Annotated in this window: 17 protein-coding genes; 8 read left to right on the forward strand and 9 right to left on the reverse strand. The window is 65.4% G+C overall.

The features are described 5' to 3' along the window. Position 1 precedes the first annotated feature (1 nt). Genes N2602_RS14790 through N2602_RS14800 form a run of 3 tightly spaced genes read right to left on the reverse strand, consistent with a single transcriptional unit; the run spans position 2 to position 2,798 of the window. Positions 2 to 1,105, reverse strand: coding sequence for a glycosyltransferase (locus N2602_RS14790; protein ID WP_260383094.1), 1,104 nt, complete (start codon positions 1,103 to 1,105; stop codon positions 2 to 4). Then, entirely contained in the window at positions 1,102 to 1,698 is a 597-nt protein-coding gene (locus N2602_RS14795) for a histidine phosphatase family protein (protein WP_260383095.1), read from the reverse strand. The genes N2602_RS14790 and N2602_RS14795 overlap by 4 nt, the downstream gene beginning before the upstream one ends. Further along, on the reverse strand, positions 1,698 to 2,798 hold the full coding sequence (locus tag N2602_RS14800) for an inositol-3-phosphate synthase (RefSeq protein WP_172784458.1): 1,101 nt from the start codon (positions 2,796 to 2,798) through the stop codon (positions 1,698 to 1,700). The genes N2602_RS14795 and N2602_RS14800 overlap by 1 nt, the downstream gene beginning before the upstream one ends. A 206-nt stretch (positions 2,799 to 3,004) precedes the next feature. Here N2602_RS14800 and N2602_RS14805 point away from each other — a divergent pair, with 206 nt between their 5' ends. From N2602_RS14805 to N2602_RS14825, 5 genes are all read left to right on the forward strand, one after another. Then, positions 3,005 to 3,151, forward strand: a complete 147-nt coding sequence (locus tag N2602_RS14805; RefSeq protein WP_172784459.1) for a hypothetical protein — start codon at positions 3,005 to 3,007, stop codon at positions 3,149 to 3,151. After that, positions 3,148 to 4,080 carry a hypothetical protein gene (locus N2602_RS14810; protein ID WP_172784460.1) on the forward strand — a complete coding sequence of 311 codons (933 nt, stop codon included), beginning with the start codon at positions 3,148 to 3,150 and terminating at the stop codon, positions 4,078 to 4,080. Before N2602_RS14805 ends, N2602_RS14810 begins: the two co-directional genes overlap by 4 nt. An 88-nt stretch (positions 4,081 to 4,168) precedes the next feature. Further along, positions 4,169 to 5,938: an SDR family oxidoreductase gene (locus tag N2602_RS14815; RefSeq protein ID WP_260383096.1), complete on the forward strand. Its 1,770-nt coding sequence runs from the start codon at positions 4,169 to 4,171 to the stop codon at positions 5,936 to 5,938. Between the two features lie 190 nt (positions 5,939 to 6,128). Further along, on the forward strand, positions 6,129 to 6,347 hold the full coding sequence (locus N2602_RS14820) for a DUF6894 family protein (protein WP_260383097.1): 219 nt from the start codon (positions 6,129 to 6,131) through the stop codon (positions 6,345 to 6,347). Positions 6,348 to 6,361: 14 nt separating this feature from the next. Further along, the gene (locus tag N2602_RS14825) at positions 6,362 to 6,832 is read left to right on the forward strand and encodes a metallophosphoesterase family protein (protein ID WP_260383098.1); all 471 of its coding nucleotides are present in this window, start codon (positions 6,362 to 6,364) and stop codon (positions 6,830 to 6,832) included. A 27-nt stretch (positions 6,833 to 6,859) separates the two neighbouring features. Here the strand turns inward: N2602_RS14825 and N2602_RS14830 are convergent, their stop codons facing one another. Beyond that, a complete protein-coding gene (locus N2602_RS14830; protein ID WP_212256679.1) occupies positions 6,860 to 7,042 on the reverse strand; it encodes a hypothetical protein in 183 nt (60 codons plus the stop codon). 149 nt (positions 7,043 to 7,191) lie between these two features. On the opposite strand from N2602_RS14830, the gene N2602_RS14835 reads away from it, so the two are divergent. Continuing rightward, positions 7,192 to 7,629 (forward strand): NUDIX hydrolase, encoded by a 438-nt coding sequence (locus tag N2602_RS14835; RefSeq protein ID WP_260383099.1) that lies wholly within the window; start codon positions 7,192 to 7,194, stop codon positions 7,627 to 7,629. Between the two features lie 322 nt (positions 7,630 to 7,951). On the opposite strand, the gene N2602_RS14840 is transcribed toward N2602_RS14835, so the two are convergent. From N2602_RS14840 to N2602_RS14850, 3 genes are all read right to left on the reverse strand, one after another. Next, positions 7,952 to 8,962 (reverse strand): patatin-like phospholipase family protein, encoded by a 1,011-nt coding sequence (locus tag N2602_RS14840; RefSeq protein ID WP_260383100.1) that lies wholly within the window; start codon positions 8,960 to 8,962, stop codon positions 7,952 to 7,954. Positions 8,963 to 9,252: 290 nt separating this feature from the next. Then, positions 9,253 to 11,490 (reverse strand): glycogen debranching protein GlgX, encoded by a 2,238-nt coding sequence (glgX, locus tag N2602_RS14845; protein WP_260383101.1) that lies wholly within the window; start codon positions 11,488 to 11,490, stop codon positions 9,253 to 9,255. A gap of 34 nt (positions 11,491 to 11,524) precedes the next feature. Further along, a complete protein-coding gene (locus tag N2602_RS14850; RefSeq protein ID WP_260383102.1) occupies positions 11,525 to 11,758 on the reverse strand; it encodes a DUF3606 domain-containing protein in 234 nt (77 codons plus the stop codon). Between the two features lie 178 nt (positions 11,759 to 11,936). Here N2602_RS14850 and treZ point away from each other — a divergent pair, with 178 nt between their 5' ends. Further along, positions 11,937 to 13,766, forward strand: a complete 1,830-nt coding sequence (treZ, locus tag N2602_RS14855) for a malto-oligosyltrehalose trehalohydrolase (RefSeq protein WP_260383103.1) — start codon at positions 11,937 to 11,939, stop codon at positions 13,764 to 13,766. Between the two features lie 20 nt (positions 13,767 to 13,786). Here treZ and N2602_RS14860 read toward each other — a convergent pair whose 3' ends face one another. Then, positions 13,787 to 15,205, reverse strand: a complete 1,419-nt coding sequence (locus N2602_RS14860; protein WP_212256667.1) for a cytosine permease — start codon at positions 15,203 to 15,205, stop codon at positions 13,787 to 13,789. Between the two features lie 266 nt (positions 15,206 to 15,471). After that, the gene (locus tag N2602_RS14865) at positions 15,472 to 15,915 is read right to left on the reverse strand and encodes a MarR family winged helix-turn-helix transcriptional regulator (protein WP_172784470.1); all 444 of its coding nucleotides are present in this window, start codon (positions 15,913 to 15,915) and stop codon (positions 15,472 to 15,474) included. A gap of 212 nt (positions 15,916 to 16,127) precedes the next feature. Here N2602_RS14865 and N2602_RS14870 point away from each other — a divergent pair, with 212 nt between their 5' ends. Continuing rightward, positions 16,128 to 17,405 carry an amidohydrolase/deacetylase family metallohydrolase gene (locus N2602_RS14870; RefSeq protein WP_260383104.1) on the forward strand — a complete coding sequence of 426 codons (1,278 nt, stop codon included), beginning with the start codon at positions 16,128 to 16,130 and terminating at the stop codon, positions 17,403 to 17,405. Positions 17,406 to 17,414: the final 9 nt, after the last annotated feature.

The following is a 17,414-nucleotide window of genomic DNA, read 5'->3' on the forward strand; positions in this document are numbered from 1 at the left end:
ATCAGGCCTCCTCGATTTGTTGCCGGCTGATGCGGCTCGACGTTATCTGCTCGAGCATCGAGATCAGTTCACGCGCCCGCTTGTCGGATGTGTGCTGGTCCATGGTGCGGTCGTACGCGCGCCGGGCCATGCGCCTGAGCTCGGCGTCCGGCATCGCCAGCGCGGCGAGCGCGTCGTGCTCGTCGCGTGCGATCAGGATCTCCTCTCCGGGCGCGAAGAAGTCCGCTATGCCGGGCCAGTCGTCGCTCAGCAGCGGAGCACCGCAGGCCGCGGCCTCGAACAGCCGGCCGGACGGGCACCAGCCCATCTCCGCCATGGCCCGGCGGGTGACGTTGAGCGTTAGCCGCGACGAGGCAAAAAACGGTGCGTGCTCGGACGGCGGCAGGTGCCGCACGAAATAGATGTTGGGCGACCACGGGAAATCGTTCGGATATTGCGCGCCGCCGATCAGGAAGCGGAGGTCCTGGCGCGCCCGCGCGGGCGCGACGAAAAGTGTCTCGAGCGTGCGCTGGCGATCTTCGGAGTAGGTGCCGAGATAGGACAAATCGGCGCGATAATGCGGCTGCGGCATGACCGGATGGTGGATATCTGTGTCGACATGCCCATAAAGCGGCCGGGTGTCGCCCGCGCCGAGCCTAGTGCGGAATTCATCCGCAACGTGAGGTCCGCCGGTGAAGCTGAGCACCAGCTCAAAATCCTGCAGGCCGCGCGGACCGATATAGGGGACGGGCTCGCCGGCGTCGAGCTTTGCCAGCGTGATCGGCGTATCGAGGTCGTAGAACACGGGAACAGCACGACCTTCGAAGAGGATCAGCTCGGTCGCGGCAATCGCATCGGGACAATAGGAAGTCACGATCGCAACGTCGGCATCACGGATTTCGGCGCTTGCCGCCTGCCGCACATCGTCCCAGTTCGCGAACAGCCGGAGCGCGCCGCCCGGCAGTTCATGGAGATCCCGGGCACCGGCATAATAGGGAACGTCGCGCTCGAAGAAGACGATACTGTGCCCCGACCGCGCGAGATGCTTGCAGAGGCCGCGCCACAAGGTGGCGTGACCGTTGCCCCAGGACGAGGAGATTGTCAGGCCGAAGATGACGATCTTCACGCCGGCACCCGCTGGTTGATCCCGGTGATCTTCATGCCGCGGCTGTCGGCGCGGAGCGTGCTGATGCTGGCAGGATCGATCTCGATCGAAAGAAACTGGTCGAGCGGCGTGCGCGAATAGTGCAGGAGCGCGGCGCGGATCGGCTCGGCGTGGCTGACGAGGACGGCGGCACCGAGATTGCGATCGCCACGCAGCTGCTCCAGATGAGCGACCACGCGGTTCTGAAGCGACCGCATGGTCTCGCCGCCGGGCGGGCGGCTCGTGCCGCGTCGCCCGTTCCAGCGCGACCATCGACGATCCGGCGCCAGGTCGTCGAACGATCGTCCGGTCCATTCGCCATAATCGAGCTCGTCGAGGGCGGGGACGATCTCCACCGGCAGCCTGAAATGCGCGCCGAGGATGCAGGCCGATTGCACGCAGCGCCGTTGCGGGCTGGACTGAATGAGCGATGGCCGCGGCGCGATGGTGCCGGCGCAGCGTGCCATCTCCTCACAGCCGAGATCGCTGAGCTCGACGCCTCTCATCCGGCCGCACAGGATGCGGCCGAGCAAGGCATGATGACCGTGCCGGACGAGATGGATGATCCCAGCCATCACGCAAGCGCCTTGTCGTCGATGAAGGCGCGTGTCCGCCGTCCGGCCTCTTCGTCGGTGAACTGCTGCGGCGGCGATTTCATGAAATAGCTGGAAGGGCCGGTCAGCGCTCCGGCCTGGCCGCGGTCCATGGCGAGCTTGGCACAACGCACCGCGTCGATCACGACGCCGGCCGAGTTCGGGGAGTCCCAGACCTCGAGCTTGACCTCGGCGCTCAAGGGAACGCCGCCGAACGTCGTTCCCTCCAGGCGGATGAAGGCGAGCTTGCGGTCGGTGAGCCATGGCACGTGGTCGCTCGGTCCGACATGGATGTTGTCGGGGTCCATGGGGACGTCGAACTGGCTGGTTACGGCCTGGGTCTTGGAGATCTTCTTCGAGGCCAGCCGCTCCCGCTCGAGCATGTTCTTGAAATCGGTGTTGCCGCCGACATTGAGCTGGTAGGTGCGGTCGAGCCGCACGCCGCGGTCACGGAACAGATTGGCGAGCACGCGATGCAGGATGGTGGCACCGACCTGGCTCTTGATGTCGTCGCCGACGATCGGCAGGCCGGCCTCCTCGAAGCGCCGCCGCCATTCCGGATTCGAGGCGATGAAGACCGGAATGCAATTGACGTAGCCGCAGCCGGCCTCGATGGCGCGCGCCGCATACCACTCGCTGGCGCGCTGCGAGCCGACCGGAAGATAGGATACCAGAACGTCGGTGCGGGACATCGCCAGCACTTCGGACACGTCGGCCTCCGGCACGTCCGCAACCGGAACGTCGCCTGTAAGATATTGGCCGATGCCGTCCAGGACCGGACCGCGCTGCACGATCACGCCTGTCGGCGCGACGTCGGAGAAGCGGTGCGTGTTGTTGGGCGCCGCGAAGATCGCATCGGCGACGTCGCGGCCGACCTTGTTGGCATTGACGTCGAAGGCCGACGCGATCTGGATGTCGCTGATATGGTAACCGCCGAGGTCCGCATTCATCAGTCCCGGGACCGGCTCGTTCGACTTGGCGTTCCGGTAGTAGGTGAGGCCCTGGACGAAGGAGCTCGCGCAATTGCCGACGCCGACGAGTCCGACGCGCACGCGGCGCCTGTCTTGAAGACGAGAATGCATGGAATGAAGCCCTCCGGAAACACGCGGCGTCGGTGCAAGAGTCGGTGCAAGAGTCGGTGTAAGTACGTCGGCGAACGTGCGGAAGGTATGTTCGTTCCTGGAAAGGAGATGCGAGCGGCAGGGCTTGGGCGATTCATCGCGACAAAATGCGACGTGCTTAACATGGGATAGATTCCCGAACCGCCAACCGGGAACGAACAGCTTTCATGATGAAGATGAAGAAGATGATGCTCGCCTCGCACGACCGCTTCGAATCTGCCGCGAAGAACCAATCATTCCGGCCCGCGTTTGTCGGCCAATGGTTCGGTGCGGTACGGGCTCATCGCCCGGTTCGTCAAAGAGAGGTGACATGACGTCGACGGCGCCCGGTTGCTGGGCGGAGGCGATCAGGGCGGGCGATTTCGCGCGCGCCTGGATGATCAACGATCGTGATCTGCTGGAGATCGCACATCCGCCGAAGCACACCGGTCCGCGCCATCTCCAGCGCATCTGGCGCGGCGAGGACCTCAAGGACAAGCACGTGCTGGTGCGCTGCTATCACGGGCTCGGCGACACCATCCAGTTCCTGCGCTTCATGAGCCCGCTTCGTGCGATTGCGCGCAGCGTGACCCTGTGGTGTCAACCCGAGCTGCTGCCGCTGCTCGAGGGCGCGGCCGGCGTCGATCGTGCGATCCCGCTGCATGATGGTGCGCCCGAGATCGCTTTCGAGGTCGACATCGAGATCATGGAGGTGCCGCACGCCATCCGAGCGCGCCGCGATCAGGTCGAGATGCGCGGGCCTTACCTGGCGCTGCCTCCACTTGCCGTTCCGCCGCCCCGAAGAGGACAAGGTCTGGCCGTCGGCCTGGTCTGGAAGGTCGGTGAGTGGGACAAGCGGCGGGAGGTGCCGGCCGCCTTGTTGCGCAATCTCGCAGGGTTCGGCGTCACGCTCCATTCGCTCCAGCGCGGCGCCAGCACCGAAGAGCTTGCGGCGGTCGGGGCGCGGGACGTCAGCACGCCCGACATCACAGCTCTCGGCCATCGCCTGCGGCAGCTCGATCTCGTCGTATGTGTCGATACCATGGTCGCACACCTTGCGGGCGCGCTTGGATGCGAGGCCTGGGTCTTGCTTCATGCCGATTGCGACTGGCGCTGGCCTCCATCCGGCGCGCGCTCGTTCTGGTATCCGAGCCTGCGCCTGTTTCACCAAAGACGGCCGGGCGATTGGGGCCATGTCGTCGCCGAAGTCCGCGACGCGCTGCGGGCGCGCCTCGAAGCAGGTCGAGCCACTGCGGCGACGTGATTTCCAGACCATTATTTCCAAGACATTGCTGAGGAACGAGCGTCGCGCACGCGCTTTGGAGCAACGTCCTCGCGAGGGAAAGACGCTCATGCAAAGTTCCGACGCCGCTGTGTCGACCGCCAGCCTGTCGCGGGTGACGGACGATATCTGGATCCTGGACGACAAGCCAATCAGCGCCGCCGGCCTGAAACTGCCCGTGCGGATGACCGTCATCCGCTTGTCGAATGGCGACCTCGTGCTGCATTCGCCGGTGCGTTATTCGCCCGCTCTGCGCCGGGAGCTGGAGCGGCTGGGCTCGATCAGGTACCTGCTGGCGCCGAATATCGCGCATTGGATGTTTCTGCCTGAATGGCAAAGGCAGCTGCCGCAGGCCGCGATCTTTGCCGCGCGCGGCCTTGCGGCGCGCGGGCAGGTGCGGGCGACCGGCATCCGTATCGATCGCGAAATTGGAGACACGACGCCGGAGGAGTGGGCCGCCGACCTCCAAACATCGTCGGTGAATGCTCCGATGTTCTCCGAGGTCGAGCTGTTCGACCGGCGGAGCGGAACACTGGTTCTGACCGATCTCGTGCAGAACCTCGATCCCCGCCACCTCAGCGCGTCGAATGCGGCGGCGGCGAACCTGCTCGGCATTGCCAAGCCGGACGGCAAGGCCCCGGTCTATCTGCGGCTGCTGCTGCGGCTCGGTGGCCGTTCGGCGCAGGCTGCGGCCCCGCGGCTCGTCAAGCTGGCTCCGGAGCGGGTGATCTTTGCGCATGGCGACTGGTTCGAAACCCAGGGAACGGCGCGCCTGCGGCGATCCCTGCGCTGGCTGCTTCCGGCGGAGGTCTCGGGACGCGTGCAGGGGCAGACGGCCGGCACGCGCGTCGTCATCACCGGCGCCTCCAGTGGAATCGGGCGTGCCGCGGCGCTGGCCTTTGCCCGCGAGGGCGCAAGCGTGGTCCTCGCGGCGCGCCGCGGCGAGGTCTTGATGCGCCTTGCTGCCGAATGTGAGGCGCTCGGAGGCCGTGCTCTGGCCGTGCCGACCGACGTCACTGACGCGCAGGCGATGCAGCGTCTAGCCGGTGCGGCGGACGAGGCCTTCGGCGGCATCGACGTCTGGATCAACAACGCCGGCACCGGCGTGTTCGGGGCCTATCAGGATGCGGATATCGCGCTCCATCGCCGCACCATCGAGGTCAATCTGCTCGGCACCATGCATGGCGCGTTCGCGGTGCTTCCGATCTTCCTCCGCCAGAACCGTGGTGTCCTGATCAACAACATCTCGCTCGGCGGCTGGGCGCCGACGCCGTTTGCCGCAGCCTACACCGCCAGCAAGTTCGGCCTGCGCGGCTTCACCGCAAGCTTGCGTCAGGAGCTCCGGGCTCATCCCGACATTCATGTCTGCGGCGTCTTCCCATCCATCGTCGATACGCCGGGCTTCGTCCACGGCGCCAACGCCTCCGGACGACGGCTCGATCCTGGTCCGCTGCTCTATCAATCCGAGGACGTGGCCGAGACTTTCCTGCGCCTCGCCCACGCGCCTCGTGACGAGGTGGCGGTGGGGTGGCCGGCGCGCGCCGGACAATTGGCCTATGCGATGGCCCCTGAGATCACCGAGAATATCCTGGGAGCTGCATTCCGCTGGCTGCTGTCGCGCGCGCGTCCCGCCGCAAGGAACGAAGGCACCTTGCTCGAAGCGGGTCCGCAGGGCACGTCCGTCGACGGCGGCTGGCTGCTGCGGAAGCAAGTTCCGCCCGCCGCTGTGCTCAGCAAGGGGCTCGTGTTGCTCGGGATCGCTGCCGGCCTGGCGATCGCGGCATCGAGGGCTGGCCGTCCGTACCGCCCCCGCGCGCGGACGCGGCGGCGCCGCGCGTGAGGCCGCCGCTCGTCTGTTGCCGTCGCTCCGGCAAGGCATAGGCCCTGACGCAATCGCCGAGCCTGGTGCCGAACGAGCCGTGGCCTCCGTCCACCGTCACGACGTATTGTCTGCTGGACCGCAGATGGCTCCCACGCCGGAACGAAGCTTCGAGACCGGGCGTTCCTGCGGGAAAAGCTGAGGGCCAGACGTGCCGCGCTATCATTTTGATTTGGTGGATTCTAAACCCGTGGCAGACGAAGGAGGTGCCGAGTTGCCGGATGACATGCAGGCCCTGGACGTCGCCGAAGAAATTGCGCGGCGTCTGCTCGCGCAGCGTCCCGAGCTCAAGGGCCGTCACTTCGCGATCCTCGTCACCAACGAGGATGGTGAGGAAATCGGCCGGGTGCCGTTGGACGTAATGCACTGAAGCGATGATCTGACATGACGTTCAGGATTGGGGTGATCGCCGACACGCATGGGCTGCTGAGGCCCGAGGCGGAGCGCTGTCTCGCCGGCGTCTCGCACATCATCCACGCCGGCGACATCGGCGCCCAGGCTGTGATGGACGGGCTTGGCCGCATCGCGCCCGTCACCGCGATCAGAGGAAATGTGGACCGGGGCGCGTGGGCTGAACGCTTTCCTGAAACGCAAACGCTGCGCCTCGGCGGCCGCAGCTTCTACGTCCTGCACGATCTCAACGGGCTGGCGATCGATCCTGCCGAGCTCGGCATCGACGTCGTGGTCTCAGGGCATTCCCACCGGGTGCGGATCGAGACCAGGGAAGGCGTGCTCTATCTGAATCCGGGCAGTGCAGGGAAGCGACGCTTCAAGCTGCCGATTACGCTGGCAACGCTCGACCTCGAGCCGGGCGGGCCGCTGCGGCCCGTCATTCATGATCTCGACAGGATCTGACTGCCGCAGACTGCCAGCGGCCGCTGCCTAGTGCGTCTTCGATTTCTGCCAACGCTCAAGGTCCACCGGCGGCCGTTTCGGATCGATCTGGTCCTTCTCGGGATTGCCTTGCCACGGCTTGTTCGTTTGCCGGTGCGTCGGCATGTCCGTCTGCTGGCGCGGATCGTCAAGCGGTGTCTCTCGCGGGTCGTTTTCAGTTGCCTTTGGCATATGCGTCCCTGTCGACAAAGCGTTGTGCCACCGCCCTTTAAATAACCCAGGCGGCGGCAGGGTGTTCCTTGCGTGGATGAGGCGCCGCTGCGCAAAACAGGAACCATGGCCGCGGCGCTCGCTTATCGAACGCGAGTTGGAGGCGCTTGATGGGAAAGAAGCAATTTGCCGCTCTGCCGTTTCGTCTGGACAAGTCCGAGCTGCGGGTGATGCTGATCACGACCAGGCGCAAGCGCCGGTGGAGCGTCCCAAAGGGATCGCCGATGCGCAACAAGGAGCCGCACCTGACGGCAGCGCTCGAGGCCTATGAGGAGGCGGGCCTGGTCGGTGTCGTGGCAACGCGCGCCTTGGGCAGCTTCAAGCACCGCAAGCGAAAGGGCGATCGCAAGCGGACCATGAACGTTGCCGTCTTCCCCATGAAGGTGCACGGGCGCGAGCGCTGGTGGCCCGAGAAGGGAGAGCGGGAAGCCATCTGGGTCTCGCCCAAGACGGCGGCCCGCCTGGTGCACAAGGCGCAGCTCCGGCGCCTGATCGCCCGCTTCGCAGCGCAGACGGTGCGCGAGGCATCCTCGCCGACGAGCCGGTGAGGGTAGTCAGCCTTAGGAACGCCTCACGCGCCCGGTCATTCAAAGCTTGATGGACCAACAAACGACAGGGCTCATATCCGAGGAGCATCGCCCCGCCCGACGGCATGGCTGCCGATGACGGTCTCAGGCAGCTGCTGCGCGACATTCGCGAGCGGCTAGGCGGCAAGACAGCGGGCAGCTCGGGTCCCGACACCGACAGACATCACTAAAAGCGTGATGAGATCAGGTTCGATTGCGACAAGGTAAGTGCGCTCCCTCTCCCGCAAGCGGGAGAGGTTGCACCGAGCCCGTGGCAAATGATTCAACCTAAAGCCATTCCGCTTTAGGGCCGCCGCACGCTGCAGATCTCGTTCGGGACTGGCGTGAGGCTTGCGGCATATTGCATGTCCAGAAAGCCGGCGCACCAGCGCTGCGCCATGGCTGTCTCAGACAGATCGAAGGATTTTTCCGGCCCGGCTTCCTCGCGGCCCGGGCGGTAGCTCAGGAGATGGACCTCGTCGTCGTAGTGGAGGTCCTGGAGCTCGGCGCGGAGCTGACGGGCTTCGAGAGCGTAGCCGAGGCGCTGGAAGGTCTGATTGCCGAAGGTCAGGTCACTCTTGCGCTCCGACGCGGCCTCGAGCCCGTCAGGGACCTTGCCGTCGCGCGGAAACAGATCGACCACATAGAGGCGGAGCGGGCCTGCAGTTTCGAGGATCGGGTCGAACGGCGCGTTCAGCGAGAACCCGCCGTCGACGAGCCAGCGGCCGGCGATCTGCACCGGAGCGAATTCAGGGAGAAACCCGCAGCTGGCCACGATATGGTCCATTTCGATCCGCTCCGACGCGGTGTCGAACAACACGGCATCGCCGCTCTCGACGTCGGTGGCGCAGATCGTGACGCGCGGATCGCCGCCGTTCAGACGTCCGAAATCGATCAAGCGCTGCAGGCGTTCGCGGGTCGGGCCGAGATCGTAGAGGCCGCCGTAGTGAGAAGCCGGAATCGGGAGGCGGGGATGGAAGAATCCCGAATGGCCCAGCACGCGCGTACTGATCGAGCTCAGCCACGCGAACGTATGGCGGCTCGCGTTCGGCACGTCGGTTGGACTGCTTGGCGCATGCCAATAGCTGCGTAAATTCCGCAGCCGGTCGTCGCGCGCGCTCCCCGCGATCAACGCAGCCGTGATGGCTCCTGCCGACGAACCGGTCACCCAGTCGATCGGCAGCCGAAGCGAAGCGAGTGCTTCAAACACACCGCCATGATAGGCGCCGAGGCCGAGACCGCCCGAGAACGCGACGGCGGAGAGAGGGCGCTCGGCTGCGCTCGCGCCGCCCGGTCCAGCTGCACGGTCGGTCAAGACGAGCGGCAGTTGCCGGTCGGTTGGTCGGGCCGATCACCGGTAACTCCTGTAACGGCGCCCGCAGGCGTAGCGAGGATTGATCGCGAGAGCGGCGGCGAGCAATCGACATTCATCTCAAGTCTCCAATTCCGACATTGAACGCGGCTCTTGATGCGGTGTTCCAAAGGCTCAAGCGATGGATTTTCCGCTGTAAGGGGCATTGCTGGCGGACGTCCCGGCCATTCTTGGCTCGCTGGCTCATCGTTTTCGGCGAAGTCGATCGCTGATCGCGAGCGAACGGCACGCGGCTACTCGGGCAGGGGCGTGTCGGCGATGTCCATCAGCGCGCCGAGGCCTTGGCGGAGGCGCCGCGTCGCGATGCTGTCGTTCGCAAGGCCAAACACCACCAGCGAGCGCGCGGTCACCGCGTAAGCATGCCCGAACTCGAACTCGGCCATCGGCGCGTCGGGACGATTGGTGTCGATCAGGCCGAGCCAGCTGCGTCCGTCGGTGACTTCCGGCAGGGTGAAATTCACGACGTCATGGTGCGCGTTGTAGACCAGCAGCATGGTCGCATCCGAGCCGCGGCGCTTGATGCCGGTCTCCTGCGCGCGGCCGTCGAGCAGCATGCCGAAGCATTTGGCATTGCCGTCCTGCCATTGCTCCGTCGTCATCTCCTCGCCCGATGGCGACAGCCAGGTCACGTCCTTGACGTCGAGCTCCTCGTTGTGCGAGCCGACCAGGAAGCGGCTGCGGTAGAGGATCGGAAACGCCTTGCGGGTGGCGATCAGCTTGCGCACGAACTCGCGCAAGCTGCGGCCGTTCGCGGTGATGCCCATCCAGTTGAGCCAGGTGGTCTCGTTGTCCTGGGCGTACGCGTTGTTGTTGCCGTTCTGGGTGTGCCCGAACTCGTCGCCCGCGAACAGCATCGGCGTGCCGTGGGACAGCAGCATCGTTGCCAGCAGATTCCGCTTCTGGCGCTGGCGCAAGGCGATGATCTCCGGGTCGGTGGTCGGCCCTTCGACGCCACAGTTCCAGGAATGGTTGTTGCTGTGACCGTCGCGATTGTCCTCGCCATTCGCCTCGTTGTGCTTGTCGTTGTACGAGACGAGGTCGTTGAGGTTGAAGCCGTCATGGGCGGTGACGAAGTTGACGCTGGCCCAAGGCCGGCGTCCGCGCTTGTTGAAGAGGTCGCCGGAGCCGGAGACGCGCTTGGCAAAGTCGGCCAGCGTGCCCGGATCGCCCTTCCAGAAGGCGCGCGCGGTATCCCTGAACTTGTCGTTCCACTCGGCCCAGCCCGGCGGAAACTGACCGACCTGGTAGCCACCGGGCCCGACGTCCCAGGGCTCCGCGATCAGCTTGACGCTGGAGAGCACGGGATCCTGGCGGCAGGCGTCGAGGAAGCCGCCGCCTTCATCGAAGCCATAGGGTTCGCGCGCCAGAATGGTGGCGAGATCGAAACGGAAGCCGTCGACCCGCATCTCGGTCGCCCAGTAACGCAAGGAATCGGCGACGAGTTGCAGCACACGCTGATGCGAGAGATTGACGGTGTTTCCGGTGCCGGTGTCGTTGATGTAGTAGCGCTTCTTGTCCGGCAGCAGGCGGTAATAGCTGGCGTTGTCGATGCCCTTGAACGACAGGGTCGGGCCGAGCTCGTTGCCTTCCGCGGTGTGATTGTACACGACGTCGAGAATGATCTCGATGCCATGGGCATGAAACTGGTTGACCGTGGCCTTGAACTCGTTCGCAGACGTCGCCTTCAGGTAGCGCGGATCAGGAGCGAAGAAGGCGATGGAATTGTAGCCCCAGTAATTGCGCAGGCCTTTCTCGACCAGATAGCTGTCGTCGACGAAGGCATGGATCGGCAGCAGCTCGGCGCTGGTGATGCCGAGCGAGCGCAAGTAAGCCGGGATTTCCGAATGTGCGAGCCCCGAGAACGTGCCGCGGTCGGCTTCCGGCACCAGCGGATGCAGCTGGGTGAAGCCCTTGACGTGCATCTCGTAGAAGATCGTGCGTTCCCACGGCACTTCCGGCTTGCGCGCCATGCCCCAGGTAAAGGCGGGATCGATGACGCGGCATTTCTGCATCAAGGGCGCGCTGTCGCGTTCGTCGTAGGAGAGGTCCTTGTCGGCGTGATCCAGCCGGTAGCCGAACAGCTCCGGTCCCCAGCGGAGCTGGCCGACCAGCTGCCTGGCGTAGGGATCGAGCACGAGCTTGTTGGGATTGAAGCGGTGGCCGGCGTCGGGCTCGTAAGGGCCGTGGACGCGGTAGCCGTAGACGGTGCCGGGGCGGGCGGAGGGCAGATAGCCGTGCCAGACCTCGTCGGTATATTCGGGAAGCTCGATGCGCTCGAGCTCGGTTTCGCCGGCATCGTCGAACAGGCAGAGCTCGACCTTGGTGGCATGGGCTGAGAACAGCGCGAAATTGACGCCGAGGCCATCCCAGGTGGCGCCGAGCGGGAAGGGTCTGCCTTCGGTGATCCGGGTGCGGCGCAGGCGCGAGGCCGTCCGCGTCAGGGTCTCGTCTGAATGTGCTGGCTGGTCCATCTCTGCCCCCGAATTTCTGCCCCCGAATTGCCCGTCAGGATATCGGCGCAGTCGCGGCAATGGGCTCCACGTCGGCCGGCTTGGACAGCACGTTGGCTTTCTGCAGAGCCGATTCCTTGCTGATGGCCGGAATGGAGTTGCCGATGCGCCCGACGATCGCGATCAGCTCGGCGTCCGACAGTCCGAGCCGTTTCTTGACGAGGCGTACCTGGGTGCGGTCGGTCAGGTCGAGCTTGTTACGGATCGGTTGCGGCTTCGGGCGGCGCATGGCGACAGCTCCTGTTGGAACGGTAACCGTCGCGCTGCTGATTCCGTTCCCGTCGCGTTGCAAATGTCCGGCGTCGGCGCCGTGGAGGAACGAACGCGTGCGGCTCCGCTTTGTCGCCCCGACGCGCGCAAGCGATCTTGGAGCGCGCCGAGGGGGCATGCGGCGAAAGGCGACGGGCTTGAATCAAAGACTGGGAAAGGCCGAGCAAAGTCGGCGCCATGGTCCTCAGATCGTCGATCAAGGGGTCTCGTTCAACTTGTGGGCGCCGACGGCGCGATCCGTCGAGCTGCTCGAAATCGGCCAGCCGCCACGGAAGATGCCGCGCGATGCGGACGGCTGGTGTCAGCTGCTCAGCCGGACCGCGCGCGCCGGCACGCGCTATCAGTTCAGGATCGACGAAGATCTCCTCGTCCCTGATCCCGCCTCGTGCTTCCAGCCGGACGACGTCGGCGCGCCGAGCGAGGTGATCGATACGGCCGCGTTGAGGGACTCGGTGCTCTATCCGGGCCGTCCCTGGGCGGAAGCCGTGATCTACGAGCTGCATGTCGGCACGTTCAGCGACGAGGGGACCTATGCCGGCGTCGAGAAGAAGTTGCCCTATCTTCGCGATCTCGGCATCACCGCCATCGAGCTGATGCCGCTCAACGACGTCCCCGGACGGCACAATTGGGGCTATGACGGCGTGCTCCTGGACGCGCCGAATGCCCGCTACGGCCGGCCGGAGGATCTCAAGCGGCTGCTGCGGGCCGCGCATGCGCTCGACATCATGGTCTATCTCGACGTCGTCTATAACCATTTCGGGCCGCAGCTGAACTATCTGCATCTCTATGCGGAGAACTTTTTCAATCCGCGCCACACCACTGGATGGGGCCCCGCGGTCAACCTCGAAGGAGCCGACGGCGCGTTCGTGCGCGGATTTCTGATCGAGAATGCCCTGATGTGGCTGCGCGACTATGGGTTCGACGGATTGCGGTTCGATGCCGTTCATGCGCTGAAGGACGATTCGAAGCGTCATTTCCTGGTCGAGCTCGCCGAGACCCTGCGCAGTCAGCTGGCGGGCCGGCGCGTTCATCTGATGCTGGAGAACGAGGCCAATCAGGCGCACCTGCTCGCGCGGTCACAGGGACGCGCGACGTACTACGACGCGCAATGGGGCGACGATTTTCACAACGCGCTCCACGTCCTGCTCACCGGCGAGGACGAAGGCTATTACCGGGCGTTTGCAGACACGCCGCTCCAACATCTGGCGCGATCCCTGACCGAGGGCTTTGCCTATCAGGGCGAGGTCTTTCCCCTGCACCAGGCGCCGCGCGGCGAGCCGAGCGCGCACCTGCCGCCCGAAGCGACCATCTTCTTCGCCCAGAACCACGACCAGGTCGGCAACCGCGCCTTCGGCGAACGGCTGTCCCGGTTGGTCGGTCCGGACAGGCTGGAGCTGGCCCTCGCCCTGGTTCTGCTCAGCCCGCATATTCCGATGCTGTTCATGGGCGAGGAAGCGGCAGCCCAAACGCCCTTCCTGTTCTTCGCCGACTGGACCGGCGAAGCTGCCGAACTGACAAGGGAGGGCCGCCGCAGGGAGTTTTCGCACTTCAAGGCGTTCGCGACGCCCGAAACGCGCGCCAATATCCCCGACCCGTGCGACGAAAGAACCTTCCTCGCCTCCAAGCTGGACTGGACCAGCATCGACCAGTCGCCTTTCGCCACAAGGTTCCGGGCGCTCACGACGCAGCTATTGACGATGCGGCGCGAGAAGATCGTGCCGCTGATCAAACGCGGGTTCGTTTCGGCGCAGCGACAGCTGCTGGGCACCGATCCCCGCATGGGCGGCGTGGATGTACGCTGGGAGACCGAGCAGGGCGACGTGCTGCAGATCGTCGCCAATTTCGCCGACCACGAACTCCCGATGACCTCGCTGGTCGACGGCGAGAGCCTGTGGCGATTGCGACCTCATGTCGCCGGAGGGCTTGGGCCCGGCGACATGATCGTGAGGCTTGGACGGAAGCGCTGACGAGAGACGAGGTCAGCGGGCTATCCGCCGGCCCGGCTCGCGACGGCCGGTGTGGGCGAGGTCGCGAACTTGCCGAGCCCGAGGTAGACGAGGCCGGCCACACCGATCCCGAACAGCCAGCTGAGATCGGCGCCGCCGAGCAGATTGATCGAGATCGGTCCCTGCAGCGCGCCGACGAGGCCGTCCTGCACCAGCCATCCGGCAACGAGGCCGGCGAAGAACGCGATCATGCCGGCCCAGTTGATATCGCCATAGGCGCTGGTCTCCGGCGAGCGATAGAGCTCGGCCACCTCGATCTTGCCCTTGCGCTTGATGAAGAAGTCGGCGAGCACCACGCCGGCCCACGGGCTCATCCACAACAGCAGGCTGATCATCCAATTGTCGAACGCCTTCGCGAACGACGGCGCGAAGATGAAGTAGAGGGTGCCCAGATAGCCGGCGATGCCGACGATGACGGTAAGCCAAAAGCGCGAGAGTTTCAGCCCCGCGCTCAGCGCCGCCAAGGTCGCCGAATAGACGTTGAGGATGTTGGTGGCGATCGGGCCATGCAGCACCATCAAGAGCACGAGGATGCTGACGGGACCGCCGAACACCGCGCTCACCATCTTGGCGGGATCGGTATCCAGCGTCGTCGAGGCGATGGTCGCGCCGAGGATGCCGAGCCAGACCGTCGGCACGAACATGCCGACATAGCTGTACCAGAACACGGCTTTCGACGGCGTCGAGCGCGGCACGAAGCGCGAATAGTCGGAGGCCCAGGTGACCCAGGAAATTCCCCAGCCGACGCCGATTGCGGTCATCAGCAGCGTCAGCATCGCCAGATGCGCGCCGGGCGGCAGCGAGGTGGTCAGGCCCCAGTTGACGACGCCGGGCCGCGTCCAGGCCAGCACGCTCATCAGCACCATGATGGCGATGGTCGGCGGCACCGTGTATTTCTCGAAGGTGCGGATCGCGTAGAAGCCGTAGACGCCGATCAGCACCTGCACCGCCATCACCAGCGTGATGACGATCATCTCGACCAGCCAGGTGTCGGGCACGCCGAACTGGCCGAGGATGCCCATCGAGACCTTGACCGGGAAGTAGGTGTTGACGCCGATCCAGCCCAGCGTCATCAGGAACATCAGGATGCTCGGCAGGTAGGCGCCGCGGACGCCGAAGGCGGACCGGCTCAGCACCATCTGGTTGACGCCGGTCTTGTGCCCCATCACCGTGAAGGTGGCGAAGATCGCGCAGCCCACGATGTTGCCGACCACGATGACCGCGATCGTCTCCATCAGGCCGAGCTTGAGGATGATGCCGAGCGCGCCGAGCGCCCAGTTCACCGGCGCGATGTTGGCGCCGGCCCAGATCCACATCTGCTGCGGCCCGGTCGAGTCCCGGTCCGCGTCGGGAATTGGCTCGATGCTGTGAATATCAGCGCGAAGTTCGGAATCCGTCATGACATCCCCCAATACGAAGCACGCTTCGCATCATCGCAGCATAAATCGTGCCATGGGTTGCGGGGCGGCCGGGCAGGGCACGTTCGGATGCCGGATGCAACGAGGCTCGCCTCGGATGCGACTGCGTTTTCAAGCGCGGGCGATGCTGACGCGCCGACGTGCTGCGTCACACCCGACCTGACGCCTGATGGTCGCGATCGATGCACGGCCGGGCAGCGGTACGATGATAAATTGAGCAGCCCAACTCAAAAGCGCAGCACGCGCCTCTAGTCGAATAGGGCAGCGGCGCTGTCGCGACTGGGGTTGCCGGCCACGATGCGCTGCATCATCTCGATGAAGAGCGCCTGTTCCCGCTGGCTCAAATCGCCGAGCGTGGCGCGATGCGCCCGCCGTGCCGCGCCCTCGATTCTGATCAGCAGCGCGGCGCCGGCGGGCGTCAGGCGGCACAATCGCGCGCGCCGATCGTCCTTGTTCACCGCGCGCTCGACCAGGTTCCGCGCGGCGAGCCGCTTCAATGCGCCTGTCGTCGTGGTGCGATCGAGCGCGATATCGGCCGCCAAAGTGGTCTGGTCGGCGGTTTCGCGCACCGCCAGCGCCGAGAGCAGGCTGTATTGCAGCGGGGTGACCTCGAATTCGCCGCAGGCTTCCTGAAACAGCGCGACGTGAATCTGATGCAAGCGCCGGATCAAATAGCCGGGCCGTTCCGACAATGGCCAGGGGCGGTGCTTGCCCCCGCTGCGACTTTTCCTGGCTTGCCGCAATGCACGCTCTCCCAACCCCAAACCCTTCGCGCTTAGCTCGATTCGAACGCGCTCGCCACAACAGGATCATGGCACGAAGCTTGCTTTTATCCAAATGCGAAGCATGCTTCGTAATTCGAGAGCGGGGCAACCGCCTGCGCGAGAGCCTTAAGGAGAGCGCCATGTCCGTCACTGCCAGCTTCGATCTTCTGCTGCGAGGTGGCCGCGTGATCTGTCCGGCCTCCGGCGTCGATGGCCTCAAGGACGTCGCCATCCGCAATGGCAAGGTCGCGGCGGTCGCATCCGACATTCTGCCGACCAGCGCGAAGGAGATCGTCGATGTCAGCGGCAAGCTGGTGCTGCCTGGGCTGATCGACACCCACGCCCACGTCTATCAATATGTCTCCGGCCGCTTCGGCATGAACCCCGACATGGTCGGCGTGCAGTCCGGCGTGACGACGCTCGTCGATCAGGGCGGTCCGTCCTGCATGACGCTGCCGGGCTTCCGCCATTTCATCGCGGAAGCCTCTGCCTCGCGCGTCTATGCGTTTATCTCCGCCTATCTCGTCGGCGGCCTCGAGGGACATTTCTATCCGCAGCTCTACAGCCCCGACGGCGTCGACATCGATGCCACCGTCAAGGCGGCGACCGCCAATCTCGATCTCGTGCGCGGCATCAAGGCCCATGCCGAGATCGGCGGCTTCGCGCGCTGGGGCATTCGCGTCATCGAGATGGCAGCCGAGATCGGCAAGCGCGCCGACCTGCCGGTCTATGTGCATTTCGGCCAGCTCTGGGGCCTGCCCGAGAGCGGCGCCAATGGCGAGGACGCCGACACCATCCTCACCCGCGTGATCCCGCTCTTGCGCGAAGGCGACATCCTCGCTCATCCCTTCACGCGCCATCCCGGCGGCTTCGTCAATCGTGAGGGTGAGGTGCATCCGGTGATCCAGGCCGCGCTCGACCGCGGCCTCAAGGTCGATGTCGGCCATGGCAGCCACTTCTCCTATCGGCTTGCGAAGAAGGCGATCGCCGCCGGCATCATTCCGACCACGCTCGGCGCCGACATCCACGGCTACAACACCCATGTGCCCGCGCCGGCGGGAACGCCGGACCAGCACGAGGACGACGAGAACCATCCCTTCGCCGGCCAGGCCAAGTTCAGCCTGGTCCAGGCGATGAGCTCGATGATGGCGCTCGGCCTGTCGTTGGAGCAGGTCGTGCCGATGGTCACCGCCAATCCCGCAAAGATGCTCGGCCGCAGCGGGGAGATCGGCGCGCTCAAGGTCGGCATGGACGCCGACGTCTCCGTGCTCACCGAGCAGAATGGCCGCTTCGTCCTCAAGGACAACGAGAAGAACGAGGTGATTGCCGAGCGCCTGCTGCAGCCGGCCTTCTGCCTGCGCGCCGGCACGCGCTACGACGCGGTCGCACCGATCCTGCCGCAAGCCGTCGCGGCATAAGGCCGGGCC

This window comes from Bradyrhizobium sp. NC92, from assembly GCF_025200865.1.
Taxonomy (GTDB): Bacteria; Pseudomonadota; Alphaproteobacteria; order Rhizobiales; family Xanthobacteraceae; genus Bradyrhizobium.